At 70.1% G+C, this 25,862-nt stretch carries 26 protein-coding genes; 15 read left to right on the top strand and 11 right to left on the bottom strand.

The genetic code is table 11. The features are described from left to right. Positions 1–652: CarD family transcriptional regulator (locus tag FIF60_RS05975; RefSeq protein ID WP_239451509.1), on the top strand; the 652-nt coding region annotated here is incomplete at its 5' end. Positions 653–728: 76 nt separating this feature from the next. Then, positions 729–1,619 carry a hypothetical protein gene (locus FIF60_RS05970; RefSeq protein ID WP_144184843.1) on the top strand — a complete coding sequence of 297 codons (891 nt, stop codon included), beginning with the start codon at positions 729–731 and terminating at the stop codon, positions 1,617–1,619. Position 1,620: 1 nt separating this feature from the next. Here the strand turns inward: FIF60_RS05970 and FIF60_RS05965 are convergent, their stop codons facing one another. Continuing rightward, positions 1,621–1,926 (bottom strand): AzlD family protein, encoded by a 306-nt coding sequence (locus FIF60_RS05965; protein ID WP_144184841.1) that lies wholly within the window; start codon positions 1,924–1,926, stop codon positions 1,621–1,623. Next, the gene (locus FIF60_RS05960; RefSeq protein WP_144184839.1) at positions 1,923–2,633 is read right to left on the bottom strand and encodes an AzlC family ABC transporter permease; all 711 of its coding nucleotides are present in this window, start codon (positions 2,631–2,633) and stop codon (positions 1,923–1,925) included. The genes FIF60_RS05965 and FIF60_RS05960 overlap by 4 nt, the downstream gene beginning before the upstream one ends. 72 nt (positions 2,634–2,705) lie before the next feature. Between FIF60_RS05960 and FIF60_RS05955 the strand changes: the two genes are divergently transcribed. After that, positions 2,706–3,296: a CGNR zinc finger domain-containing protein gene (locus FIF60_RS05955; protein ID WP_158639084.1), complete on the top strand. Its 591-nt coding sequence runs from the start codon at positions 2,706–2,708 to the stop codon at positions 3,294–3,296. Positions 3,297–3,365: 69 nt separating this feature from the next. On the opposite strand, the gene FIF60_RS05950 is transcribed toward FIF60_RS05955, so the two are convergent. The 3 genes from FIF60_RS05950 to FIF60_RS05940 form a co-directional block, all read right to left on the bottom strand. Next, positions 3,366–4,151, bottom strand: a complete 786-nt coding sequence (locus FIF60_RS05950; RefSeq protein WP_144184836.1) for a Bax inhibitor-1/YccA family protein — start codon at positions 4,149–4,151, stop codon at positions 3,366–3,368. A 162-nt stretch (positions 4,152–4,313) separates the two neighbouring features. Next, positions 4,314–6,845, bottom strand: coding sequence for an ABC transporter permease (locus FIF60_RS05945; RefSeq protein WP_144184834.1), 2,532 nt, complete (start codon positions 6,843–6,845; stop codon positions 4,314–4,316). Continuing rightward, positions 6,845–7,582, bottom strand: a complete 738-nt coding sequence (locus FIF60_RS05940) for an ABC transporter ATP-binding protein (protein WP_144184832.1) — start codon at positions 7,580–7,582, stop codon at positions 6,845–6,847. Before FIF60_RS05940 ends, FIF60_RS05945 begins: the two co-directional genes overlap by 1 nt. Before the next feature lie 94 nt (positions 7,583–7,676). Between FIF60_RS05940 and FIF60_RS05935 the strand changes: the two genes are divergently transcribed. The 4 genes from FIF60_RS05935 to FIF60_RS05920 all read left to right on the top strand — a co-directional run bounded on the left by FIF60_RS05935 (position 7,677) and on the right by FIF60_RS05920 (position 10,222). Further along, positions 7,677–8,267 carry an arylesterase gene (locus FIF60_RS05935; RefSeq protein WP_239451508.1) on the top strand — a complete coding sequence of 197 codons (591 nt, stop codon included), beginning with the start codon at positions 7,677–7,679 and terminating at the stop codon, positions 8,265–8,267. 28 nt (positions 8,268–8,295) lie between these two features. Continuing rightward, a complete protein-coding gene (gene thpR / locus FIF60_RS05930) occupies positions 8,296–8,853 on the top strand; it encodes an RNA 2',3'-cyclic phosphodiesterase (RefSeq protein ID WP_144184828.1) in 558 nt (185 codons plus the stop codon). Positions 8,854–9,252: 399 nt separating this feature from the next. Further along, entirely contained in the window at positions 9,253–9,693 is a 441-nt protein-coding gene (locus tag FIF60_RS05925; RefSeq protein ID WP_144184826.1) for a hypothetical protein, read from the top strand. Positions 9,694–9,787: 94 nt separating this feature from the next. Continuing rightward, positions 9,788–10,222, top strand: a complete 435-nt coding sequence (locus FIF60_RS05920; protein ID WP_144184824.1) for an OsmC family protein — start codon at positions 9,788–9,790, stop codon at positions 10,220–10,222. A 57-nt stretch (positions 10,223–10,279) separates the two neighbouring features. Here FIF60_RS05920 and msrB read toward each other — a convergent pair whose 3' ends face one another. From msrB to FIF60_RS05895, 5 genes are all read right to left on the bottom strand, one after another. Continuing rightward, positions 10,280–10,693 carry a peptide-methionine (R)-S-oxide reductase MsrB gene (gene msrB, locus FIF60_RS05915; RefSeq protein ID WP_144184822.1) on the bottom strand — a complete coding sequence of 138 codons (414 nt, stop codon included), beginning with the start codon at positions 10,691–10,693 and terminating at the stop codon, positions 10,280–10,282. Between the two features lie 177 nt (positions 10,694–10,870). Beyond that, complete coding sequence (locus FIF60_RS05910; protein ID WP_144184820.1) at positions 10,871–13,948, bottom strand: CARDB domain-containing protein; 3,078 nt, start codon at positions 13,946–13,948, stop codon at positions 10,871–10,873. Between the two features lie 279 nt (positions 13,949–14,227). Beyond that, positions 14,228–14,713, bottom strand: a complete 486-nt coding sequence (locus tag FIF60_RS05905) for a hypothetical protein (RefSeq protein ID WP_144184818.1) — start codon at positions 14,711–14,713, stop codon at positions 14,228–14,230. Further along, positions 14,710–16,218, bottom strand: coding sequence for a D-glycero-beta-D-manno-heptose-7-phosphate kinase (gene rfaE1, locus FIF60_RS05900; protein ID WP_144184816.1), 1,509 nt, complete (start codon positions 16,216–16,218; stop codon positions 14,710–14,712). Before rfaE1 ends, FIF60_RS05905 begins: the two co-directional genes overlap by 4 nt. 31 nt (positions 16,219–16,249) lie before the next feature. Continuing rightward, complete coding sequence (locus FIF60_RS05895) at positions 16,250–16,981, bottom strand: metallophosphoesterase family protein (RefSeq protein WP_239451507.1); 732 nt, start codon at positions 16,979–16,981, stop codon at positions 16,250–16,252. 123 nt (positions 16,982–17,104) lie between these two features. Here FIF60_RS05895 and FIF60_RS05890 point away from each other — a divergent pair, with 123 nt between their 5' ends. From FIF60_RS05890 to FIF60_RS05855, 8 genes are all read left to right on the top strand, one after another. Then, complete coding sequence (locus tag FIF60_RS05890; RefSeq protein WP_144184812.1) at positions 17,105–17,878, top strand: ABC transporter ATP-binding protein; 774 nt, start codon at positions 17,105–17,107, stop codon at positions 17,876–17,878. Further along, positions 17,875–18,672, top strand: a complete 798-nt coding sequence (locus FIF60_RS05885) for an ABC transporter permease (protein WP_144184810.1) — start codon at positions 17,875–17,877, stop codon at positions 18,670–18,672. Before FIF60_RS05890 ends, FIF60_RS05885 begins: the two co-directional genes overlap by 4 nt. A gap of 101 nt (positions 18,673–18,773) precedes the next feature. Further along, positions 18,774–19,466: a lipid-binding SYLF domain-containing protein gene (locus FIF60_RS05880; protein ID WP_144184808.1), complete on the top strand. Its 693-nt coding sequence runs from the start codon at positions 18,774–18,776 to the stop codon at positions 19,464–19,466. 13 nt (positions 19,467–19,479) lie between these two features. Beyond that, positions 19,480–19,980 carry a YcgN family cysteine cluster protein gene (locus FIF60_RS05875; protein ID WP_144184806.1) on the top strand — a complete coding sequence of 167 codons (501 nt, stop codon included), beginning with the start codon at positions 19,480–19,482 and terminating at the stop codon, positions 19,978–19,980. A gap of 79 nt (positions 19,981–20,059) precedes the next feature. Continuing rightward, positions 20,060–21,001 carry a dihydrodipicolinate synthase family protein gene (locus FIF60_RS05870; protein ID WP_204251121.1) on the top strand — a complete coding sequence of 314 codons (942 nt, stop codon included), beginning with the start codon at positions 20,060–20,062 and terminating at the stop codon, positions 20,999–21,001. Next, positions 21,001–21,837 (top strand): pantoate--beta-alanine ligase, encoded by an 837-nt coding sequence (gene panC / locus FIF60_RS05865; RefSeq protein WP_144184804.1) that lies wholly within the window; start codon positions 21,001–21,003, stop codon positions 21,835–21,837. Before FIF60_RS05870 ends, panC begins: the two co-directional genes overlap by 1 nt. Positions 21,838–21,908: 71 nt before the next feature. Next, complete coding sequence (locus FIF60_RS05860; RefSeq protein ID WP_144184802.1) at positions 21,909–23,045, top strand: Coenzyme F420 hydrogenase/dehydrogenase, beta subunit C-terminal domain; 1,137 nt, start codon at positions 21,909–21,911, stop codon at positions 23,043–23,045. Continuing rightward, positions 23,042–24,835, top strand: coding sequence for an SLC13 family permease (locus FIF60_RS05855; protein ID WP_144184800.1), 1,794 nt, complete (start codon positions 23,042–23,044; stop codon positions 24,833–24,835). Before FIF60_RS05860 ends, FIF60_RS05855 begins: the two co-directional genes overlap by 4 nt. Here the strand turns inward: FIF60_RS05855 and FIF60_RS05850 are convergent. Next, positions 24,754–25,758 (bottom strand): DMT family transporter, encoded by a 1,005-nt coding sequence (locus FIF60_RS05850; RefSeq protein WP_158639083.1) that lies wholly within the window; start codon positions 25,756–25,758, stop codon positions 24,754–24,756. The genes FIF60_RS05855 and FIF60_RS05850 overlap by 82 nt on opposite strands. Between the last annotated feature and the right edge of the window lie 104 nt (positions 25,759–25,862).

Genomic DNA, 25,862 nt, shown 5'->3' with positions numbered 1-25,862 from the left:
CCCGCAGGCCCAGGCGCCGACGGCGAAGCCGCCAGCAGCGAAGGCGCCTGCCGCCCCCTCGACGCCCGCCCCGGCCGCGAAGCCGGCCGTCGCGCAGGGTCCGAGGCCTCCAGCCCCGGGCGCGCCGAAGCCCCCTGCGACGACCGGCCTGGTCGCCGCGGAGCCGCCGCAGTTCACGGTCGGCGACCATGTCGTGTACCCGACGCACGGCGTCGGGCGCGTCACCGGCGTGGTCAACGAGGAGATCGCCGGCCACAAGCTGACACTGATCGTCATCGAGTTCGAGGAGAACCGCATGGTGCTCCGCGTGCCGGTGGCGAAGGCGCGCACCGCCGGCCTCCGCAAGCTCTCCACCCGCAAGGCGATCGATACCGCGCTGGCGACCCTCAAGGGACGCGCGCGGATCAAGCGCACCATGTGGTCGCGCCGTGCCCAGGAGTACGAGGCGAAGATCAACTCGGGCGACCCCGTGGCCATCGCCGAAGTGGTGCGCGACCTGCACCGCAACGCGGGGCAGCCGGACCAGTCCTTCTCCGAGCGACAGATCTACGAGCAGGCGATGGACCGCCTTGCCGCCGAGCTCGCCGCGATCGACGGCATCGACAAGCCGGCCGCACAGGCCAAGCTGGCCACAGTCCTGAAAGCGGCGTGAGCCGCACGGCGGCTGCATTGATCGGGGGCGGGGGCGCGCGAGCGCCTGCCGCCCCTTCCTTTTGTACGCGCCGCTGATGGCGGAGCCTCCGCAACCGGCGCCACGCGTTGCCCGCCTCGTCCATGCCCGCCGGGTCTGGGCCGTCGCTGCCGTCCGAGGCGACGCCGGCCGGCTGTCGCGCCTGCACGCCGCGCTGGAGACACGCGTCTGGCGTGGTGACAGGCTGGTCTATTGCGGCAACCTGATCGGCGTGGGGCCGGATGTGGCTGGCACGATCCGAGAGGCGTTGCTGTTCCGCCGTGCCGTGCTCGCCCGCCCCGGCTTCGAGGCCGACGACGTGGTGTTCCTGCGCGGCGCGCAGGAGGAGATGCTGCACCGTCTCCTGCGCATCCAGTACGCGCCGGGGCCCGCCGCGGCGGTCGAGGCACTGCGCTGGATGGAGGGGCACGGCATCGGCCCGACCCTCGCTGCGTATGGCGCGAGAATCGCCGACGGGCTGCGCATCGCCGCTCAGGGCCCGGTCGAGCGGGCGAAGTGGACCGCGTCGCTTACCGCGGCCATCCGCGCGAGCCCGGGCCATGACGCGCTTCTCTCCTCGCTGCGCCGCGCAGCCTGCACCGTGCCGGTGGATCTCGCGGGCGAGGCGCCGGGCGTGCTGTTCGTCGCCGCCGGCCTGAACCCGGACCGGCCCTTCGAGACGCAGGGCGATGCCTTCTGGTGGGACGAGGCTGGCTTCGACCGCGCCGCGCAAGGCGTTCCAGGCCCGCCGGACGAGCAGACAGGCGAGGTGGAGACGCTGCCCTGGGGCGGCTTCGCGCGGCTGGTGCGCGGTGCCTGTTCCCGGCACGACGGGCCGCTCGCCTCGGGCTGGGGCCTCACCCTCGATGCCGGCTGTGGCCTCGGCGGCGCGCTCGTCGCCGCCTGCCTCGCGCCGACGGGCGAGGTGATCGAGGTGCTCGAGGGGTAGGTCAGGCCCCGGTCGCGCGCGCTGCGGCGGCCACCGAGATGCCGATGACGCAGGCCGCCAGGTCATGTCCCAGCACGCGCATCGCCACCGCCGCCGCGGCGAGGCCGAGCCAATCGGCTGGCCCGCCATGCACAGCGATCGGGCCGAGGATGGCGCCGACCAGCGCCACCGGAACGGCCTTTAGGCACGCCTCAACGCGCGACGTGACCGTGACGAGTCGCATCGCGAGGAATCCCCCGGCCCGGCAGGCGAAGCTGGCCACCCCCATGGCAGCGATGGCGAGCAGCGCCTCGGCCCCCGCCGTCATCGGCTCCGACCATCGAGAGCGAGCCCGACGAGGCTTCCGAGGACCGCGCCGCCAAGGACCGCCCACGGCCCCGGGGTGGGACCGGAGGCCACGCGGTCGATGACGATCGCCGCCGCCGCCCCGGCGAGGAACGGGAGCAGGTCGCGCCGCGAACGGACGAACGTCGCCGCGATCGCGGCGAAGAAGGCAGCGAGCATCAGATCGAGGCCGAACCGTCGCGGATCATCGACCAGCGCACCCGCCGCGTGGCCCAGCCCTGTCGCCGCGATCCAGACGATCCAGAGAACGAGGCCGCTGCCGAGCAGGAAGGCTGCGTCGATCCGCCCCATCTCGTGCTCGCGCAGGGCGAGCGCCCAGTTCCCGTCTCCCATCACGAACAGCGCGGGAAGGCTGCGGGAATGCGGCAACGCCCCCATCCACGGATGGAGTGTCGCGCCCATGAGAAGGTAGCGTGCATTCATCGCGAGCGTGGTCAGCGCCAGGGCGAGAAGCGGGGGCGGCTCCGCCCAGACGGCGAGGGAGGCGAACTGCGCGCCGCCGGCGTTGACGATGGCGCTGAACAGCATCGCGTCGACCGCGCCGAGCCCCTTCGAGGCGGCGAGCACGCCGAACACCGTGCCGTAGAGCGCCACCGCGGGGGCGAGCGGCCCGACGGCCATCGCGCCACGCCGCGCGCCGGCAAGGGTGAAGGGGGGTGGATCCGCCATCCGCGCGACCGGTCGCCCTCATCCGATAACTGTCAAATCGCATGATATCGGTTAGTATGGAGCATGGCGAGCATGTACCCCTCGTATCGCGAACGCCCGCCCAGGCTGGTCGGCGGCCACCCGGTGCTCGATCTCCTGAACACCGTCGAATGGCGCGGCACGGATCGTCCCGTCGAGCGGCTGACCGACGCCTCCGAGGTGATCGCCTGGTCCGAGGCGTCGGCCGTAATCGACAGGGCCGAGGCAGACGAGCTCGACGATGCTGCCAAAGCCGAGCCTGCCGTCGCCGAGGCGGCGCGGCGCCGCCTCATCGGCTTCCGCGAGGCGGCCCGCGGGGTTCTGCTCGGCAACGCCGAGGATGCGCAGGCGGAGGTAAACCGGCTCTTCGCCGCGTACCCGACGATCTGGCGCGTGGCTGGCGGGTCGGTCCGACCGGTGCCGCCCGAGGAGCCGCACGCCCTGCCCCTTGTGCGGCTTATCGCGGCCCTTGCGGCATTCCTCGCCGATCCCGCACGGCCGCCCGTGCGCGCCTGCGGCGACCCGCGCTGCGGCTGGGTGTTTGCGGACGGCTCGCGTCGGAGGAACCGGCTCTGGTGCGACATGGGCGGCTGCGGCAATCGGGCGAAGGCGCGACGCCATGCCGCCCGCCGCAAGGGCACCTGAGGCCCCAGAACGAGAAAGGCCCCGGGGTTGCCCCCGGGGCCCTGGCTTATGCCTCCAGGCGCTGCCTGGTCACTCGCTCTGGCGCTGGCCCAGCAGGCTCATGAGCAGCTGGAACAGGTTGATGAAGTTCAGGTAGAGCGCCAGCGCGTCGAACACCGTGCGCTTGCCGGCGAGCTCGGTGCCCTCGGCATAGGCGTGCGAGATGTAGTCGTTCTTGATGCGCTGCGTGTCGAAGGCGATCAGGCCCACGAAGATCACCACGCCGAGCACCGATACGGCGAACTGCAGCGCCGTCGAGCCGATGAAGATGTTCACCACGCTCGCCAGGATGATGCCGATCAGGCCCATCAGCAGGAACGAGCCCATCTTCGTCAGGTCACGCTGCGTCGTGTAGCCGATGATGCTCATCGCGGCGAAGGTGCCGGCCGTGATGAAGAACACGCGGCTGACCGAGGCGCCCGTGTAGACCAGGAAGATGTTGGCGAGCGAGATGCCCATCAGCGCCGTGAAGGCCCAGTACATCGCCTGCGCCGTCGTCTTGGACAGGCGGTTGATGCCGAAGCTCATCACGAGGATCAGCGCCAACGGCGAGAACATCGCAATCATGCCGAGAACGGTCGGCTGCGTGAACACGCCGCGCGGCGTCGCCACGCGCTGGTAGAAGAGCTCTGCGATCGCCGGGGAGGAGGAGATCACGAGAGCGACGATGCCGCTCAGCAGCAGGCCCGACGCCATGTAGTTGTAGACGCCGAGCATGTACTTCCGCAGCCCGACATCCAGCCGCGCGGCGTCTACGCCGGCGGAAGGTACCGTCTGCGTGGCGGCCATCGAGCGGTAGTCTGGATTCCAGGCCATCGTTCCACTAATCCCTTCGTTCTTGGTGTCCCAGAAGCTGGTCCGGGTCGGAGCCCCCTGCGAGCCCGAAGGCGCACCGAGCCTTGTCCGACCCTACAGGTCGGATATATGGCTTGCGCTTTCTCCGAATCAATCGGATTCCGCGACGCAGCGCAAGCGACACTATTCCGTGCGCAGAAGCGGTGCCGGCCGTGCGCGCAGTGCCACCGCCGTGCCGGCCCAGCCCATCGCCATCGTCATCAGCGTACAGGCGAGCACCGTCACGGCAAGCGTGCCCGGCAGGAACACCCATTCTGCGCGCATCACGAACGTCACCACGGCCCAGGAGGCCACGGTGCCGACGATCGCCGCGATCGCACCGGCCGTCGCGCCGAGCACGCCGAACTCGACCAGATAGGCGGCGAGCACCTGCCGCCGGGTGGCACCGAGCGTCTTGAGCACGACCGCCTCGTAGATGCGCCGGCGCCGCCCGGCGGCGATCGCGCCGGCGAGCACGAGCGCGCCGGAGATGAGCGTGATCGCGCCGGTGGAGGAGAGCGCCGCGCCGATCTGCCCGAGCAGGCGCGAGACCGCCTCGAGCGCCTCGCGCACGCGGATGGCCGAGACGTTCGGCAGCGCGTCCGTCACCGCGCGGAGAAGCGGCACCTCCGCCTCGCGCGTCGCATGCACGGTGGCGATGTGCGTGTGCGGCGCTGCTTCGAGCAGGCCTGGCGAGGCGACGAGGGTGAAGTTCATGCCGAGGGAACGCCACGAGATGTCGCGCAGCGAGGCGATGCGCAGCGTCACGTCGCGCCCGAGCACGTTGACCGTGAGCGTGTCGCCGACGCCGATGCCGAAGCCGCGGGCGAGGTTGGCGTCGAAGCTGACGAGCGGCTCGCCGCGATAATCCGCCGGCCACCACTGCCCGGCGACGATGCGCGTGCCTTCCGGCGGCGTGGCGGCGTAGGTGAGCCCTCGGTCACCGCGAAGCGCCCAGGCGCTTTCGGGCGCCACCGTCACCTGCTCGGTCGGCGTGCCGTTGATGGCGACGATGCGCGCGCGGAGCGAAGGCACGCGAAGCACCTGACCCACCCCCTGCTGCGCCTCGGCAAGCCCATCGAAGCGGCTGGTCTGGTCGTTCTGGATGTCGATGAAGAAGAAGGCCGGCGCGGAGTCCGGCATCGTCTCGGTCACCTGGCGCAGGATGTTGGCCTGGATCAGCGCCACCGCGGCGAGCGTGGAGAGGCCGAGCCCGAGCGAGACGAGCATCAGCCCCGTCGGCGCGCCGGGACGGTGCAGATTGGCGAGGCCGAGGCGGATGGCGGGAATGCGCGAGCGCGGAGCGCGGGCGGCCAGCGCCTTCAGCCCCGCGGCGCCAAGCCGGAACAGGAGCAGCGTGCCGGCTGCGCCAGCGCAGAAGGCCGCGGCGAAGCGGCGGTCCTGCGCGATGGCGATCGTCAGCCCCACGAGCAGCGCGGCGAGCGCACCGTTCGCGGCAAGGAGCGCCCAGCCTGGCCTCGCCTCCGCGCGGGCGACCACGTCGCGGAACAGGGCGACGGCGGGGATGGCGCGGGCCCGGGCGAGCGGCCACAGCGCGAAGGTCGCTGCCGTCAGCAGGCCGAAGGCGGCGGCAACGGCGAGCGGCTCCGGATAGACGCCGAATCGCGGCGGCACGGGCAGCACGCCCGCGAGCGCCTGCGCGCCGAGCCAGGGAAGAAGCAGCCCGCCCGCGAGGCCGATGGCGACGCCGATGCCGGCGATCGCCAGGAGCTGGATGCCATAGGCGGCGAACACGGTGGCCGAGGGGGCGCCGAGGCATTTCAGCGTCGCGATCGTCCTGCGCCGCGCCTCGAGCCAGGCGGTGACGCCGTTGGCCACGCCGATGCCGCCTACAAGAAGTGCCGTAAGCCCGACAAGGGTGAGGAAGAGGGCGGCCTGCTCGACGAAGCGGATCACGCCAGGTGCGGCCTGGTTGTACGTGCGGAACCGCCAGCCGCCATCGGGGAAGGCCGCCTCCATGGCCGAGCGGAAGGCGGCGACGTTCGTCCCCTCGGGCAGGCGTATCCTGTACTCGTACTCGACGAGGCTGCCCGGCTGGACGAGGCGCGTGGCGGCAAGCGCCTCGGCAGAGATCATCGCGTGCGGGCCGAGCACGGCGGGGCTCGCGACCTTGTCCGGCTCCTCGGCGAGCGTACCGCGCACCTCGAACAGCGCCTCGCCGAGCCTCACCGTGTCACCCGGACGAAGCCCGAGGCGCTCGATCACCACACGCTCGGCGACGAGGCCGGGGCGGCCGTCGCGCACCGCGAAGGCCTCCGCGAGCGGCATCTCCGGCTCGATCCGCGCCTCGCCGTAGAGCGGGTAGGCGCCGTCCACCGCCTTGAGCTCCACCAGCGTGCGCTCCCGCTCCCCCGCCTCGACGACGAGCATCGAGCGGAGCTCCGTGACGGTGGAGACGGTGCCGCCGCGCGCGGCAGCCCAATCGAGCGCGGCCTGGGGCATCGGCCGGTAGCCGACCGACACCTCGATGTCGCCGCCGAGGATTCGACGGCCGTCGGCGCGCAGGCCTTCCTGCACGGCCCGGCTCAGCGTGCCGACGGCGGCGATGGCAGCGACGCCAAGCGCGAGGCAGGCGATGACGATGCGCATGGCCTTGGCCCCGCCGCGCAGCTCGCGCCGCGCGATGCGCCAGGCGTTGGAGAGGACGAGCGACATCAGCTGACGGCCTGGGAGTCGGAAGCGATCCGCCCGTCCGCGATGGCGATCACCCGGCCGCAGCGCGAGGCGAGCGCGGTGTCGTGCGTGATCAGGAGAAGCGTCGTGCCGAGCTCGGCACGGATGCCGAACAACAGGTCCATCACCGCCGAGCCTGTGGCGCCGTCGAGGTTCCCGGTTGGCTCGTCGGCGAGGATGATGGCCGGCCGCGCGACGATGGCGCGGGCGAGCGCCACCCGCTGCTGCTCACCGCCAGAGAGCTGGGCGGGATAATGGGTGGTGCGGTGGCCAAGGCCGACGCGGCCGAGCGCTTCGCGCGCCCGCTCGATCGCGTCCTCGCCGCCGCCGAACTCGAGGGGCAGGGCGACGTTCTCCTCGGCCGTCATCGTCGGCACGAGGTGGAAGGCCTGGAACACGATGCCGACATGGTCGCGCCGGAAACGGGCGAGCGCGTCCTCGCCGAGGGCGGTCAGGTCGTGCCCGGCGACGCGGATCGAGCCGCCCGTGGCCCGGTCGAGACCGCCGAGCAGCATCATCAGGGTGGACTTGCCGCTTCCCGACGGCCCGACGATGCCGACGGCCTCGCCCGACGCCACCGAGAATGTGACACCCCTGAGAATGTTGACCTGCCCGGCAGCCGACGCCACCGTGAAGGAGAGGTCGCGCACCGCGATCAGCGAGTCGTTCCCTGCCGAAGCCGCGGGGGCGAGGGGCAGGTCCGAGACAATGGCATCCATGAGCGCGCAATCCTCCAACGTTCCGATCGCATATGGCCTTCTGGTCGGCCGGCGCAAACTGCTTGCTCTCGCAGGTGCAGCAAGCCTCACGGCCATGTCAGGCCTACCGGCGCTCGCCCAGGGTGGTCCGGTGCGCATCCTCGCCCTCGGCGACAGCCTCACGGCGGGCTACGGGCTCGCCCGGCAGGAAGGGTTCGTCGCCCAGCTCCAGGCCGCACTTCGGGAGAAGGGCATCGAGGCGACGGTGCTCGATGCCGGCGTGTCGGGCGACACGACGGCGGGCGGCCGCGCGCGGCTCGACTGGTCGCTTGCCGAGAACCCCAATGCCGCGATCGTGGCGCTCGGCGGCAACGACCTCCTGCGCGGGCTCGATCCGCAGGCGACCTACGCCAACCTCAACGACATCCTGACCCGCCTCGGGCAGCGGAACATCCCCGTCCTGCTCGCCGGCATGCTTGCCCCGCGCAACCTCGGCCCCGAGTATGTCGAGGCCTTCGAGGGCGCCTACAGGCGGCTCGCGCAGGAGCATGACGTGATCTTCTACCCCTTCTTCCTCGACGGGGTGGCGACCGAGGCGGCGCTCAACCAGCCGGACGGCATCCACCCGAACGCGCGCGGCGTCGCCGTGATGGTCGAGCGCATCCTCCCCTCGGTCGAACGGCTGATCGCGCGGGCGCGGGGGTAGGGGCGGGGCGGATGAGGAGGCTCGGTGCATGGTCAGGCTCTTCGTCGCGCTCGATCTTCCCGAGACCGTCCGCCGCCGCCTTGGCCTTCTGACGGGAGCGCGGCTTCCGGGCGCGCGCTGGGTTCCGCCCGAGAACATGCATCTGACGCTTCGCTTCGTCGGCGAGGTCGATCACGGCCAGGCGGACGACATCGATGCGGCGCTCGCCACGATAGCCGCCCGGGGCTTCGACCTGACGCTCGAGGGGGTGGGGGTGTTCGAGAGCGGGCGGCGCGTGCATGCGCTCTGGGTCGGCGTCGAGCGCAATCCGGCGCTCGAGCATCTCCGCGCCAAGGTGGAGAGCGCGGTCGTTCGGGCGGGCTGCGAGCCGGAGCGTCGGAAGTTCAGCCCGCATGTCACGCTGGCGCGGCTCGACCAGCCCGACAACATCAAGCTCGGCGCCTTCCTGCACGAGAACGGCCTGTTCCGCCTCGGCCCCGTGCCGGTCGAGCATTTCACCTTGTTCTCCTCCCGCCTCGGCCGCGACGGCGCGCACTACACGGCCGAGGCCGACTACGCGCTGCAGCAGCGCGCCGTTGCCCGTTGACCCACGTCACGGCCGATTGCCGCACCGCCAGCTAAGGTCCCCTTGTCTGAGGGGGTACCGATGCGGTCCAGCGCCAGCCCTTTCCGGTCTGCAACCGCGCTTCTCTGCCTTGCCCTGCTCGGATGCGCGGCAGGGTCAGGGCAGTCCGACGTGCCCTCTGCATCTGCCGCGCAATCCGGCGCGGCCGCCGAATGCCAGCGGCTCGGGGGCAGCCTGGGTCGGAGCGGCGGCGGCAGGGCCCCGCTGATCGCCGGACGCAACGTTGTGCTCGTCACATTGCCCGGCAGCGGCTGGTGCGAGGTCAGCGCGGCGTCGAGTGGGGTTGCGCGGAGGACCTTCATGGATGTGACCCCGCGGGTCGAGGCTCTCCGGCAGCGGCCGGGCGCGAGGCCGGAGGACATGCACGCCATCATCGTCCAGATCAGTGCCTGGGCCGTCAGCGAGCCCGGCGCCGATCTCGTCAAGGCAAGGGAACGGCTGGTGGAGACGGTGGCGCGCGAAATGACTTCCCCAACGCCATCGCCCGACCAGGAATGGATGGCACTGCCGCGCCGGATGGGACGCGCTCCCGACATCGGGCCGATCGATGCAGCGACACACTGCTTTCCGATGACGCATGCGGGCGTGGTGCCGGGGACGGGAAGGCAGTTCGAGATGGATGCGCGGGTCTGCCAGCCACCCGGGAGGCAGGCGGCGGCGATGGTCATGACCCTTCAGGAGTGGACGCAGGGCGATCCGATGGCGCCGCAGCGTGCGGCGGCATTCCGCGCCACCGCGACAGAGATCTTCCGTTCCGTGCAGATAATCCCGGTCGAGGATCTTGCAGGCGTAGCACGTTAGTGTGACGCCGGCCGCCCCTGGCGTGGCGCCGCCTTGCCAGTTGCCTGCCATGGCAGGCAGGCTGACCTCCCACCAAAACGGGAGAAACATCATCATGGCAGGCATCACCCGCAGCGCGCGCGCCGTCTGGCAGGGTTCGGGCAAGGAAGGCTCGGGGAAGCTCACGACCGACAGCGGCGTGCTCTCCGACACGACCTACTCCTTCACCCGCCGCTTCGGCGAGGAGAAGGGCACGAACCCGGAGGAGCTCATCGCCGCGGCCCATTCCGGCTGCTTCGCGATGGCGCTCTCCTTCGCGCTCGGCCAGGCCGGATTCACGCCCACCTCGCTCGACGTGACGGCGAAGGTGACGGTCGCGCCCGCCGAGGGCGGCGGCTTCTCGATCACCGGCTCGGCGCTGACGCTGAAGGCCAAGGTGCCCGGCGTGAGCCATGACCAGTTCGGCGCGATCGCGGACGAGGCGAAGAAGGGCTGCCCGATCTCGAAGGTGCTGAACTGCCCGATCAGCCTCGACTGGGAACTCGCCTGACCGGGCACGGCCCGGCGCGGTGCGGGGGGCTGCCTCGCTGGGCAGCCCCTTTCGCTGTCAGCCTTCCTTCGGCTCGAACGCCATCGCCACGCCGTTCATGCAGTAGCGCTGGCCTGTCGGCTGCGGCCCGTCGGGGAACACATGGCCGAGATGGCCGCCGCAGGTGGCGCAGTGCACCTCCGTGCGCGTCATGAAGAAGCTGCGATCCGTCCGCGTCGCGACCGCGCCCTCGATGGGCCGGAAGAAGGACGGCCAGCCCGTGCCGCTCTCGTACTTCGCCTCGGCAGTGAAGAGCGGCGTGCCGCAGCCGGCGCAGGTATAGGTGCCGTCACGCTTCTCGTAGTTGAGCGGGCTTGTCCCTGCCCTCTCCGTTCCGTGGCCCCGGAGCACGCGGAACTGCTCAGGCGTCAGCGTCGCCCGCCACTCGGCCTCGGCCTTGGTGACGGGATAGCTCTCTGTCTTGGTGCTCATGCCTGCTCCTTCGTTCGGCATGGAGCAAAGGTTTCCCTTCACCCGTCGCTGCGCAAGCCCAGGCCTACAACACGGTGGCCTGCGGATGCGGCAAGAGCCTCGTCTTCAGCGTCGGGCGACCGCCTTTCCCGCCCCCGCTCTCACTGTTCGGTCAGATGCCGAACGCGCTCTGCGCAGTCACGAGACGATCCCCGGGCAGGCGCCGGTGACGCTGTTGTTCGTCTCGTCCGACTCGTCGATCACAGACGTCGCATCAACGGTGATCTCGAAGGGACAGCCCGATTCACCCACGTAGCAGCCTTGCCGCGGGATCATCGCTTCCACGAAGACATCGCCGCCCGCAGGGATCGGAGGCGTGGCGATCTGCACGGGCGGGAGGTCGCGGAACACGAACCGGGTGACCGACGCAGGCGCGTCGCCATCGCCCTGGTTGCGCACCATCACTCTGACGCCGTCGGCCCTTCCCCCGCCCGTCGTGCTGAAGCAGAAGTTCTGCGGCAGATGCTGGGGATTGTCGTTCGGCGGCGGCGGGAAGGCCGGCAGCGGCACCAGGTCCGGGCGCCTCGGCCGGCCGTTCGGGGGCGTTTCGGGCTTCGAGACGCGCGGTCTGATGTACTCGATGTCGAGCGTTTCGACGTGCTTGTCTGCTCCGGCTGCTGTGTAGACCGCGACGATGTCGAGCTCATCGACACTCTCGATGACAACGAATCCCTTGAGGAAGCAGCCCCCGGGCAGCCCGGAATGCCGATAGATGTCGGCGCAATCGATCTCGAGCGCCTGATATGGACCAAGGCTGTTGAACGTGAACGTGGAGGCGTGGCCAGCCCGTTCTCCAGGCAGCGCAATCACCACCCGCTTGCGGAAACGGATCGGGCGCTCCGAGGGATTGAGGATGTTGATCGCAGTGAAGTAGGTGCCGGGTGCCACGGGGCCACAATCGCCAGCACATGACGACCCGGATGACCCGCAAACGAACTTCACGCTGTACTGCACCGGATACCGTCTCGCCGCGACATCCCGTTGTGCGAGGTTGTTGTCGAACGGAACTAGTCGGCGCGTTTCGAGCGATCCGGCGACCGTTTCGATATTGCTGATGTCCCCTGGTGCGGAAGTGCTCATGACGATCGATACTCCCAAGGTGGTTTCCGGGGGGGTCCACTCGAACGGTCCGACGATCGTGCTGTCGCCGGAGGCAATGGGGCCCGCGACCGGCAGCATGGGGGTGGCAAGCGGAGCAAACTCATCCGGCCATACGGCGTGGACGCCGCCTGGGCCGCTGAACGCTTCGACGCTGACGCCCGCAGCGGGAGCGGTGCCACGGTTGCCGACCCGTGCGTAGACGTAGGCCGGTGTCCCGACGAGCGGACGCTCATGCGTTGTTCCGCCATCGGGTTCGAGCCGCACCCAGATGTCGGGAGCACCGGTGAACGCCTCCAGCCACGGGTATTCGCCTGCCCTCCCGTCGTCGATGAACACGTCCACCTCGGGCGGGTCGCCGCCATAGCCATCCTGTTTTTCGAACGCCCAGCGAACGACCTTGTGAAAGGCGCCTCCCGGGTGGCGGTCGAACGTCGATGTCGTCAGATCCGCCTCGATGATGTCTTCGGCGAAATCCTCCGGGCTTGCCGGCTGCGTGAGAGGCGTCTCCGAGCCGACGGCGGCGAGCATCAGATAGGTCACATATCTCGCGGCAAACTGCCGTTCGGCCAGGTCGCCGCTGTCGCCGCCAAGGGACCGGTACGCCCGGAACAACGTCGTCGACAGGATCTGCTCGCTCGAATAGCTGCCGGTGTCATTGGCACCGCCCCAGCCCCATCCATCGGCCACGTCCCTGTCGTGGCGTCGATTGATGCTGTTGAACGGAAACGTTTCGAAGCGATCGGGGGCGCGCGAACTGGGGTCACTGAGAATGACGGCCATCGTATCGCCCACGCCGTGCGCGAAGGTGAAGGTGCCGCTATCGATGTTGTTCCTGAGTACGGAGTGCCCGAACTCATGGATCACCACCCGGCGGTCGCAGGCGATGCCGACCGGGCATCCGGCTTGGGACAGGCCGAAGGTGAACTTGGTGGTGCTGCTGCCGGTGCCGTAATGGTGGGCGTTGACGGCACCACCCTCGCCCTGATGATCGGTGGGGATGGGAAAGGACGTGCCCGGGAAGAAATTTGCAAATCCCATGTCCGCCACCATCCGGTAGAGGGCGTCCATGTGGTGATAGGCGTTGACCGCGGCGAAGTCGTCGGTCGGCGCCGAGAAACCGAAATCACCCGCGGGCAATGCTGCCGTCGGTGGCGCGATACCCGGCGGGTCCGTATCGACGATCTCGATGTATTCGCCGCTGAGCGATTGCGGATCGCCCGCCATCGCCGGTGGCGTGAGGCCCATCAGGGCCACGACCTCGGCTAGGGGGTCGAGAACAGCGGCAGCGGCACAAGGCGTATGGGTCAGGTCGCCGGAGATGGTGATCGGATCGTCGCGGAAGACACTGCCGGTGCAGCTTTCGACGAATGCGCGCAAATACAGAACCGCTAGACTGTCCGGCTCGATAAGCGCCTGCCAATGGAGCAGCCCCCATCGGGGAAGTTCGAGGAGAAACTTGACGTCCATAACGACGTAGTGGCGTCCGTCGACGATGCTGGCCGGCACCGCGGGCAGGTCGAGTGTCGGGGAGGATTCGGGCTGGCCGCGCTCAGGCAGGTCAGGATGGAATCGACGCGCCTGAACGTAACGATAGATGATCAAGTGGGTCGATTCGATTTCGAGACTTTTGGGTCTTTCTCCAAGCCCAAGTGCCCGTGCCAGCCGCGCGCTGGTGATGCCACGTTCCGACTTCGGCGGCGCTGCAACCGGATCATTCGCGAGGTCGATGTCCAGATGCAGCGTACTTATGGCGCTTATCACAGCAGAAAGATCGCTGCGGACTTTGACGGCCAACCCTGCCTCGAATACCGGCAGGTCGGCGTAGGTCTGGGCAAAGGAAACAACCGTCGTGCTATCTCGCACGGTTTTGACGCTGGAGAGCTTCAGCCCGGCCTCATGACCCGAGCTTGCGGCACTCGAGTTCTTCGTGCGAGGCGAGGCAGCAGGCAACTGGAAAAGCCGGCCGAACTTGTCCAGGTACCATTGCGCCAAAGTGACGGGGCTGGCTGGTGTGAAGCCAGTGACGACATAGGGCGAACTCGCATGAGAAATGCGCCGAATGACGTCGTCTTTGTCCCGCACGATTTTTGCATCGCTGGGCAGAGAGTTGACCATGCTGGTTCACTCCCGCGCGACGTGTCCGTTGCAGTCGCCTGTCGTCCAGGTTGCATTCCGGTGTGGCAGGGCATTGTGGGCCACGCGCTCGGTGACCCAACGACCGCAGCAAAGCACGTCCTGAGATTGCTACTGCTGCACCATCCAGCCAGTCTGTGCCGCATCGTAACAGAAACCGGGAGATGCGACCAGGAAAAAGCTGTAGCGGAGGATGGACATCCTTCCACCGCCGGTGCGGAGTCTGGGGACGATCAGCCGGTCCAGCCTTGCGGTGCCGTCTCAGGCAAGCAGGCTTGCGGCGAGGGCGGCGACCTCGGCGGCGAGGTCCTCCGTGCCGCGGGTGGTGCGGCGGAGGAAGGTCGCGTCGCCCTGCGCCCAGCCCGTGCGGACGTCGAGCACGCGCATGCGGATGGCGGTGTCGATCGTCGTGCGGCCGAACAGCCCAACCCGGGTCCGGCTCGCGCGCACGACCGTCAGCTGCACCACGCGCGGCAGGCCGCGTGCGCGCGCCTGCGCAACGAGGGCTGCGTCCGACGCAGGGTCCGCCACCGGCCGCTCGCCGATGCCCGTCCTCAGCCCCTCGCGGGCGATCGCGGTCGCCTCGTCGCGGTCCGACTGCGTGGGAGGAAGGGAGACGGCCGGGACGACGAGGCCCGGCATGACCGGGAACGGCATCGTGCCGCTGTCGATCACCTCGACGACGGTGGGCTGAATGGCGCAGGCAGACGCCGCGAGCGGCGCGACCAGCAGGAGCCGCCGCCTCATCCCCGCATCCGCGCGATCGTCGCGGTGGTGCTGTTGCCCGGCAGGAGCTGGGCGAGGAACACCTTGCCGCCCCAGGACTGCACCATTTCCGCGCCCACCACGCGATCGAGCGTGTAGTCCGCGCCCTTCACGAGCACGTCGGGGCGGAGCGTCGCGAGGAGCTGCTCGGGCGTGTCCTCCTCGAACACGGTGACGAGATCGACATCGGCCAGAGAGGCGAGCACCGCCGCCCGCGCGCCCTCCGTCTGCACCGGCCGCGTCGGCCCCTTCAGGCGGCGGACCGAGGCATCGGAGTTGAGGCCGACGACGAGCCTGTCGCACGCGCCGCGCGCCTGGTTCAGGAGGTGCACGTGGCCAGGATGAAGCAGGTCGAAGCAGCCATTGGTGAAACCGATGCGCCAGCCGCGCCGGCGCCAGCGCTCGATCTGCTCGACCGCCTCCTCACGCGTCACGACCTTGCGGAGCGACCCCGTTGCCGGGGCGAGCACGGCGAGGATCTCGCTCTCGCGCGCGACGGCGGTGCCGATCTTTCCCACGACCACGCCGGCGGCGATGTTGGCGAGCCGCGCCGCGACGGGGAGCGAGAGGCCAGCGGCAAGGCCGGAGGCAAGCGTCGCCACCACCGTGTCGCCCGCGCCGGAGACGTCGAACACCTCGCGAGCCTCGGCGCCGAGATGCATCACCGCGCCGTCGCGCATCACGAGCGTCATGCCGTCCTCGGACCGGGTGCAGAGGATCGCGCCGAAGCCGTGCGCCTCGATCAACGCCTTCGCTGCCGCGGCGACCTCCTCCGCCGTGTCGGTCTTCATCCGCGCGCCCTCGGCGAGCTCCTTGCGGTTCGGTGTCACCACATCCGCCCCGGCGTAGCGGGAATAGTCGGGCCCCTTCGGGTCGACGATGGTCACGCGGCCGGCCGCCTTGGCCGCCTCGATGATGCGAAGCGCGCTGTCGCCCGCCAGCACGCCCTTGCGGTAGTCGCTGATCACCACCGCGCGGCAGGCGGCCATCGCCTCTCCGGCGATGCGCACCAGGCGCTCCGCTAGCTTGGGGTGGATCGGCTCGGACGTCTCGCGGTCGGCCCGAAGGAGCTGCTGGCCGGACGCGATGTAGCGTGTCTTCAGCGTCGTCTGCCGACCGCCCTGGACGAGCAGCCAGGGCTCGACCTTGAGCTGGGTTCCGATCAGCGCCGTCAGGTCGGAGCCGGCCACGTCGTCGCCCACCACGGTGACGAAGGCTGCATTGGCGCCCAGCGCGGTGATGTTGCGCACCACGTTGCCCGCCCCGCCTGGCATCGCCACCTCGCGCTCGACCGTGACGACGGGAATGGGCGCCTCGGGGCTGATGCGCGAGACGGTGCCGTACACGTAGCGGTCGAGCATCGCATCGCCGATCACGAGCACCGAGGCGCGCCTCAGCGCCGTCAGGCCATTGGCGAGCTCGGCGCGATCCGGGTCGAGGGGCCGCTCGGTGTCGGGAACCTGGTCGTCTGGCAGATGGTCGGGCATTCGTTCCGCCTAGCTGATCACGGGCCGCACGTCACGCCTGGAGAAACCGGAGCCGGTCGGACCAGAGCACCGCACAGGTAAGCTTGCCGCCATAGACCGCCCCGGTGTCGAGTCCGATCCTGTTGCGGCGCACAACGACGTCGCGCGACGGGGTATGCCCGTGCACCACCACCACGCCGTGATCGGCCGTTGACGACAGGAACGGCTCGCGGATCCAGAGCAGGTCGTCCGGGTCCTGCGCGTCGAGCGGAACGCCCGGGCGGATACCGGCATGGACGAAGAGGTAGCCGCCGAAGCCAGCGCGCCGGCGCAGCGTGCGCAGGAAGACGAGGTGGTCGTCGGGGATCGCCTCCGCCCACCGCTCGGGGGCCGTGGCCTCGAGGTCGATCCCCCAGGAGGCGAGCGCGGCCGCCCCGCCATTGGCGGCCCAGAGCATCACCGCGTCCTGGTCGTCCGGCCGGCTGAGGGCGTCGAGCATCATCGCCTCGTGGTTGCCGGCGAGGTGCACGGCCTCGGCGCCGAACCGGGGCGGCAGGCACAGCGTCGCGATCACCGAGGCGCTGTCGGGCCCGCGATCGACGTAGTCGCCGAGATAGACGATGACGCGCCGGGGCTCGGGCGCCTTCGCCGCATCCTCCGCGATCATCCGATGCAGGGTCTCGAGCTGGCCGTCGCAGCCATGGATGTCGCCCACCGCATACACGCGCAGTTCCGGCGGGAGCCTTGCCGGGGCGGGAAGACTGTCTGCTTGGCGGTCGTTCAAGGGGTGCTCGCTGGGGTTCTCGCGCAAGGGTAGTGCCCCACGCCGTGCTGCGGAAGGGAAGCCTGCCCCCCTTGCGCCGCCGCGGGTGACGGTCCAAGCCTCGCACATGGACGGAAACAGCCGATGAAGGACGCGCCAGGCGGGGGCGGCGGGCGGGTGCTCGTCGCCGAGGGGCTGGTGAAGCGCTACGGCGAGGTCCTCGCGGTCGACCATGTCGGGTTCGAGGCGATGCCGGGCGAGGTGCTTGGCCTGCTCGGCGGGAACGGCGCGGGCAAGACGACGACGATCGCCATGCTGCTCGGCCTTCTGATCCCCGACGAGGGGCGCATCACCGTGCTCGGCCACGACATGGCGACCGACCGGTTCGCCGCGCTCGGGCGGATGAACTTCTCCTCGCCCTACGTGTCGCTGCCGCACCGCCTGTCGGTGCGGGAGAACCTCACCGTTTATGGCCATCTCTACGGGGTGAAGGGGCTCGCGCGGCGGATCGCTGCTCTGGCCGATGAGTTGGACCTCGGCCCGTTCCTCGACCGGCCCGCGGGGCAGCTCTCGGCCGGGCAGAAGACGCGCGCGGCCCTTGCCAAGGCGCTGATCAACACGCCCTCCGTGCTTCTGCTCGACGAGCCGACGGCGAGCCTCGACCCGGACACGGCCGACACGGTGCGCGGCTGGCTCGAGCGCTACCGGGATGAGACGGGTGCCACGATCATCCTCGCGAGCCACAACATGGCGGAGGTGGAGCGCCTCTGCTCCGACGTGGTGATGCTGAAGCAGGGGCGTGTGGTGGACCGCGGCAGTCCCGCAGCGCTGATCGGCCGCTATGGCCGGGAGGACATGGAGCAGGTCTTCCTCGATATTGCGCGTGGCACCGGCGTTGCCGCAGGGGGCGGGGCATGAGCGGCTCAGCGCGGCGGGTTTGGGGGCTCATCTACCGGCATCTCGCGCTCTACCGCCGCTCCTGGCCGCGGCTGATCGAGCTCGCCTACTGGCCCGTCCTGCAGATGTGCATCTGGGGCTTCGTGTCCGAGTTCATGGTCCGCTCCTCCGGCTGGGCGGCGGCGGCCTCTGGCGTGCTGATCGGCGCGGTGCTGCTGTGGGAGGTGTGCCTCAGGAGCCAGATGGGCTTCGCCATCTCGTTCCTCGAGGAGGTGTGGTCGCGCAACCTCGGCAACCTGTTCGTCACGCCGATCCGCCCTTGGGAGCTTGTCGCCGGGCTGATCTCGATGAGCATTCTGCGCATGGCGGCGGGCATCATCCCGGCCATCCTCCTGGCCTGGGTGCTCTATGCCTTCGCGATCACCGACATGGGCTTCGCGGTGATCGCCTTCTTCATCCTCCTGATGGCGATGGGATGGGCCGTCGCGCTCGCCGTCACCGCCATGGTGCTCCGCCACGGCGCGGGCGCGGAGGCGCTGGCCTGGAGCGTCCTGTTCGGCCTCGCCCCACTTTCCGCGGTGTTCTATCCCGTCGCCATCCTCCCTGCCTGGCTTCAGCCGGTCGCGCTCGCCATCCCCGCGACGCATGTGTTCGAGGGCATGCGCGCGGCACTGCTCGAGGGGCGCTTCGCCTCCGGCCACCTGCTCGCCGCGGCGGCGCTGGACATCGTCTGGCTCGGCCTCGCGGCATGGTTGTTCGCCTCCGTATTCCGGCTCGCGCGGCGGCAGGGGCTGCTGCTCAATGTCGGGGAATAGCGCGCGGGAACGTGCATGATCGGCCTTCGGAAGACCGTTGACGCGATTCGGCGCGCTGGCCCATGCCAGCGTACGGAAACCTCCGGGAAGGGACCTCGAGGATGACGACCAAGCCAAGCCGCCGGTGGCTCCTCGCCGGCACCGCTTCCCTCCTCGCCCTGCCCCGGGCGGCAATGGGGCAGGCAGACCAGCAGGCGCTGGTCGACCGCGCGACGCTGACCGTGAACGAGATCATGACCGACCAGCACGCCGCCGACGTGAAGGCCGTGCTGCGCCGCGCGAGGGCGGTGATGGTGTTCCCGCGCGTGTTCCGCGGCGGATTCATCCTTGGCGGCGAGGGCGGCTCCGGCGTGCTCGTGGCGCGCGACGGGGCGGGCAACTGGTCCTCGCCCGCCTTCTACGGCCTCGGCTCGGGATCGATCGGGCTGCAGATCGGCGTCTCCGACAGCCAGATCATGCTGTTCATCATGAACGACCGCGCGCTGAACGCGGTGCTGCAGAGCCAGTTCAAGTTCGGCGCCGATGCCTCGATCGCTGTTGCGACGATCGGCGCGGGGATCGAGGGAAGTACCACTGCGGCTTTCAGGGCCGACATCGTGTCGGTTGCCAAGTCGCGCGGACTGTTCGCCGGCGTCGCGCTCGAGGGAAGCCTGATGGTACGGCGGAACGAGGACAACGCCGCCTATTTCGGCCGGCCGGTCTCGGCGGAGCAGATCGTGCTGAGCATGGAGGTGCACAATCCGGGCGCCGACAACCTGCGCGCCGCGCTCGCGAGCTTCGCCGTCGCCGCCTGACGCGGCCGATGCCATGAGCGCCGCTCCCGCCGCGCCGCCGTTCTGGCGGACCAAGACGCTCGAGGAGATGAGCGAGGCGGAGTGGGAGAGCCTGTGCGACGGCTGCGGCCGCTGCTGCCTGCACAAGCTGCGCGACCCCGACGACAACGCGCTCGCCTTCACCGATGTGGCCTGCCGGCTTCTCGACCTGGCCACCTGCCGCTGCTCCGACTACGCCAACCGCGCACGCCGCGTGCCCGATTGCGTGCGGCTGACGCCCAAGGTGGTGCGGGAGGTCGACTGGCTTCCGCCGACCTGCGCCTACCGCCTCCTCGCCGACGGCCGTGATCTCGCCTGGTGGCACCCGCTGGTCTCGGGAGACCCGGAGACCGTGCACCGCGCAGGCGTCTCGGTGCGGGGCCGCGCGATCTCGGAGCGCGAGGCCGGGCCGGTGGAGGAGCACGTGGCCTCCTGGCCGCGCCGCTGGCCGAAATGCGCGCGCGAGGCAGGGCCGCCGAGACCGAAGCCGGGTTGACGCATCGGGCGGCGGGCGCGACACCATCGCCGGACCTATTGCGCGACAAGGTCGCGACACGGCACGCGGAGGAACGGCGATGGCGACCATGCTCGATCAGGCGATCTATGGCGGGGTGAACGCGGCGGTGCTGACGCCGATGGGCGCCGATCTCGCGCCCGACCTTTCCCTGATGGCCGCGCACAGCCGCTGGCTTCTCGCCAATGGCTGCAACGGCCTCGGCATCCTCGGCACGACAGGCGAGGCGAACAGCTTCTCCGTGGCGGAGCGCATCGCGGTGATGGAAGGGCTGGTCGCTGCGGGCATCCCGGCGGCGAAGCTGATGCCCGGCACGGGTTGCGCCGCCTTCACCGACAGCGTCGAGCTCACCAACGTGGCCAAGCGCCTCGGGTGCCCGGGCGTTCTGATGCTGCCGCCGTTCTACTACAAGAACCCCTCCGACGACGGGCTGTTCGCCTACTTCTCGGAGGTGATCCAGCGCGTCGGCGGCGGCATCAAGGTGTACGTCTACCACTTCCCGCAGCAATCGGCCGTGCCCTTCAGCCTCGACCTGATCGGCAGGCTGATGAAGGCCTATCCGGACGTCATCAAGGGCGTGAAGGACAGCTCGGGCGACTATGCGAACATGAAGGCGATGATCGATGCCTTCGCGCGTGACGGGTTCGAGGTCTATTCCGGCTCCGACGAGTTCCTCTCGCGCATCCTGCATGACGGTGGCGCGGGCTGCATCACGGCCGCGTCGAACGTGAACTGCACGGCGGGCGGCGCGGTGGTGCGCGCCTTCCGGGCCGGCGACGCGTCGGCCGAGGAAGCCGCGCAGGCCGTTCTGACCGCGACGCGCAAGGTCGCCACCTCCGTGCCGCTGATCGGTGGACTGCGCGAGATCGTCGCGCGGCAGACCGGCAACCCCGCCTGGCGCCGCATCCGTCCGCCCAACATGCCGCTGAAGCAGGAGCAGGTCGGCCCCTACCTCGCGGCGTTCGACGCCACCGGCATCGCGGGACTCGCGAAGGCCGCCTGATGATCGTCGCGCGCGACCTCGCCGCCCTGCGGCAGGCGCGCGCGAGGCTTCCCCGCACGCTCGCGCTCGTGCCGACGATGGGCGCGCTGCATGCCGGGCATCTCGCGCTCGTCGCCGCGGCGCGGGTGGCGGCCGGGCACGTTGCCGCCTCGATCTTCGTCAACCCGCTGCAGTTCACTGCGGCCGCCGACCTCGCCCGCTACCCGCGCACGGAGGAGGAGGACCTCGCCGCGCTCGAGGCGGCGGGCTGCGACCTTGCCTGGGTTCCCGACGCCGAGGCGATGTACGCGCCCGATCGCGCCGCGACGGTCGACGTCGCCGGCCCTGCCGAGGGGTTCGAAGGTGCGGCGAGGCCGGGCCATTTCCGGGGCGTCGCCACCGTCTGCACCAAGCTCTTCCTGCAATGCCGGGCGGATGTGGCAGTGTTCGGCGAGAAGGACTGGCAGCAGCTTCAGGTGATCCGCCGCGTGGTGCGTGACCTCGACATTCCCATTGCCATCCTCCCCGTGCCGACGGTGCGCGAGGAGGATGGTCTTGCGCTCTCCTCGCGCAACCGGTTCCTGACGAGGGAGGAGCGGGCCCTCGCGCCGATGCTCGCGCGGGAAGGCTTCGCCGCGGCCGAGGCACTCGCGGCGGGCGGGCCGGCAGAGACGACGCTCGCCCCTGCGCGCGCGCGCCTCGCTGAGGCGGGGTTCGGGGTGGAGTATCTCGCCCTCGTCGAGGCCGGGACGATGCGGCCGCTCGGGCGGCGCGGCGATGCACCTGCGCGGCTCGTCGCCGCAGCGCGGCTCGGCTCCGTCAGGCTTCTCGACAACTGGGCGATCCCCGGCCAGTGAAGGGGGTCGCGGCGCCGCCATTGCGCGCGGCCGCGCCCCGCGGCCTCTGCACCGATTGTGGCGTGTCGCGGATGGCGGACCATGCCGCCTGCGGCAGGGCCTGCCAGTTCATCGCGCCCGACTATCCTGCCCTCGAGGCGAAGGTGCATGGGCGCGGGCGCGACCCCGCGCGGCCGGACGAGCTTCATTTCGGCCCGTTCCTGCGCATGGCGCGCGCCAGGCTCGCCGAGCCGCTTCCGGGCGCGCAATGGACCGGGATCGCGACGAGGCTCGCCGAGCGCCTGCTCGAGACCGGCGCGGTCGATGCGGTGCTGACGATGGCGCCGGCGGAGGACGATCGCTGGCGTCCGGTTCCCGTTCTCGTCACCCGTGCGGAGGGGATGGCCGCGGTGCGGGGGATGCGCATGGGCTACGCGCCGCTTCTGGCGCTTCTGGAGCCGGCCGCGGCGGCAGGCCACAGGCGCATCGCGGTCATCGGCATCCCCTGCCAGGTCTACGCCCTGCGCGCGATCGAGGAGCGGCTCGGCTTCGAGAGCATCACCGTCGTCGGCACGCCATGCTCGGACAACACGACGACGGAAAACTTCCACGGCTTCCTCGCGTTGCTCTCGGATGCACCGCAGACGATCACCTATCTCGAGTTCAGGGCCGACTATACGGTCGAGCTCCGGTTCCAGAACGGAACGAAGCGCCTCATCCCCTTCCTCGACCTTCCGATCAGCAGGCTGCCGCGCGACTTCTTCCCCCTCACCTGTCGCACCTGCGTCGACTACACGAACGTGCTGGCCGACATCACCGTCGGCTACATGGGCGGGCAGGGCGAGCAGTGGCTCATCGTCCGCAACGAACGGGGCGAGAGGCTTCTCTCCCTCCTCGAGGGCGAAGTGGTGCTCGCCACGCCCGGGAGCGCGGGCAAGCGTGCCGGGCCCGTGAAGGGCTTCCTCGCCAACACGCTGCGCGCGGCGGGCGGGCTGCCGCTCCGCCGCATGCCCGACTGGGTGCGCCCGATCGTCTCGTGGCTGATGCCGAGGATCGGGCCGCGCGGGCTCGAGTTCGCGCGCGCCCGCGTCGAGATGAAGGCGGTCGAGACGGTGGTGCATCTCCGCCGGGAGAAGCCGGCGCGGATGAAGTCCATGATCCCCGCCCATGTCTGGTCGCTCGTCGCGCCCTACGGGCTCGCGCCGGACGAGCGAGAGAAGCGGCGATGACGCCGGGTCAGATCGCCATCGCCGCGATCATCGCTGTGTCGGTTGCGATGTTCATCTGGGGGCGCTGGCGGCACGACATGGTCGCGCTCGGCGCGCTCATCGCCTCCGTCGCTGCCGGCGTGGTGGACGGGGAGAACGCCTTCGTGGGCTTCGGCCACCCGGCGGTGATCACCGTCGCCTGCGTGCTGGTGCTGAGCCGCGGCCTACAGAATTCCGGGGCCGTCGACGCGCTGGCGCTGAAGGTCATGCCGAAGAACGCGGGCGAGACCGCGTCCATCGGCATCCTCACCGCGGTGGCGACGGCGCTCTCGGCCTTCATGAACAATGTCGGCGCGCTCGCGATGGTCATGCCGCTCGCGCTTCAGCTCGCCAAACGCAAGCAGATGCCGCCGGGACGGATCCTGATGCCGCTCGCCTTCGGCACCGTGCTCGGAGGCATCGTCACCCTGATCGGTACGCCGCCGAACCTGATCGTCTCGGCGTTCCGGGCGCAGGCAGCAGGCGCCCCATACGGGATGTTCGAGTTCGCTCCCGTCGGCCTGCCGGTCGCGGTGATCGGCACGCTTTTCATCGTGCTGACGGCGCGGTTTCTCGTGCCGGTGCGCCCCGAGGCTGGGTTCGGCGGGTTCGACACGGCTGCCTACGTGACCGAGGCGAAGGTGCCGGAGGGTGCGAAGGCGATCGGCATGACGCTGGCCGATGTCGACAAGGCGCTCGAGACGGCCAACGCGCAGGTTCTCGGCATCGTGCGCCACAACGTCCGGATGCGCGTTCCCTACCGCACGACCGATATCCGTGAGGGCGACATCCTGCAGGTCGAAGCCGATCCGGACGCGCTCTCCGCCCTGCTCGCCGAGCTCGGCCTGGTGCTCGAGGAGGCGGTGAAGACGGAGAGCGCGAAGCCGACCGAGGGCGAGGAGACCGCCACTGCCAGCGACGGCCCGGTCCTGATCGAGCTCGTCGTGCTGCCCGGCGCGCGGATCGCCGGCCGCAGCCCGACCGACATCGCGCTCCGCTCACGCTTCGGGCTCAACCTGCTCGCGCTGTCGCGGCAGGGACGGCGGTCGACGGGGCGGCTGCGGGAGGAACGGCTGCGTGCTGGCGACGTGCTGCTCATGCAGGGCGATGCCGATACGATTCTCGCCTTTGCCGGCGAGTATGGCTGCGCGCCGCTCGCCGAGCGTCCGCTCAGGCTTCCCGACAAGCGGCAGATCATCCTCTCCATCGGCCTGCTCGCCGGGGCAGTGATCGCCACGGTGTTCGGCGTGCCCGCGGCGGTGGCCTTCGCTGCAGCGATGCTCGGCGCGATGGCGACGAACGTCGTGCCGCCACGCAGCGTCTACACGGCGATCGACTGGCCGGTGATCGTGCTCCTCGGCGCGCTCATGCCTGTCGCTGACGCCGTCGAGACGACAGGGCTTGCCGAAGTGATCGCCTCCTCCGTCATCGGCACGGTGGCGGGCGACAATGCCGTGATCGCGATCCTCGTCATCCTCGTCGTGACGATGATGCTGTCGGACGTGGTGAACAATGCCGCGACCGCCGCGGTGATGTGCCCGATCGCGATCAGCACGGCCCAGGCCTTCGGCGCCTCGGCCGACCCGTTCCTGATGGCCGTGGCAATCGGTGCGTCCTGCGCCTTCCTGACCCCGATTGGGCACCAGAACAACACGCTGATCCTCGGCCCAGGTGGGTTCCGGTTCGGCGACTACTGGCCGCTCGGCTTGCCGCTCGAGATCGTCGTGGTGGTCGTCGCGATGCCGCTTCTGCTGTTCTTTTGGCCGCTCTGATCCTCCCGCGCGGGTGATGTCACCAATGCGAGGCCCGCGAAGATCAGCACGGTCGCGGGAATGACGAGCAGCCCGGGGATCTCGCCAAACACCGCCGCCCCCCAGCCGAGGCCCGTGACCACGAGCACGTAGCCGACCTGCGAGGCGAAGATGCCGCCATGCCGCGTCAGAAGCCGGAAATAGATCGCATACGCAACGGCCGTGAGCGTGCCCTGCGCGACGGCGAAGGCATCGTGGATCTCAGGCGGGCGCAGCAGCGACAGGGCGCCCCAGGGTTCGCCCGGAAGCAGCGAGGCGGAAGCGAGCCAGAACGCAGCGCCCGAGGCGGTGCCGCAGGCCAGAGCCAGCGGGTCGGCTCCGCCGGGGCGGAAGCGGACGGTGAAGATGTTCGACAGGGCATAGGAGGCCGGCACGGCGAGGCAGGCGAAGGCCCAGAACCGGTCCCCGCCCACCGGCAGCGCCGCGCCGGGGCTCAGCGCAAGAAGCGTTCCTGCGAGCGCGATGGCCACCCCCGCGAAGCGCCGCCAGGTCGGCCGTTCCTGGCCCGTCAGCGCGGCGAGCACGAAGGTCAGCAGCGGCGCGGCGGGAATGACCATCGCGAACAGGCCTGCCGGGACATGCCGGAGCGCGAGGAAGCCGATGAGGTTGGGCGCGGCAAACCCGATCAGGCCGCTTCCGAGATGAAACCATATCCCCTTCGCATCGAGCGGCATCACGCGCCGGCGTGCGACCCCGATGGCGAGCAGCAGGAGGCTTGCCGTCAACGCCGAGCGGAACACGTAGCCGAGCGGCGTTGCACCAAGCTGGAAGGCCGACTTGCCGATGACGGGCGTGAGCCCCCACAGCGCGCCGAGCACGCCGAGCAACACGAAGGCGAGCGCATCGGCACGGCGCGGCGCGGCAGCGTCGGAGGGATGGGACACGGGGCGTGAGATTAGCGGCGACGGCGGCGCGCGTCTGCTCCAGGCAGCCATCGTCATCGGGCGGTTGAACACCCGGGGTGTGGCGCGGCATTCTGCCCCGGCCC

The sequence above is a fragment of the Elioraea rosea genome (assembly GCF_007644105.1).
Classification (GTDB): domain Bacteria; phylum Pseudomonadota; class Alphaproteobacteria; order Acetobacterales; family Acetobacteraceae; genus Elioraea_A; species Elioraea_A rosea.
This window is presented reverse-complemented; position numbering and strand designations above follow the sequence as displayed.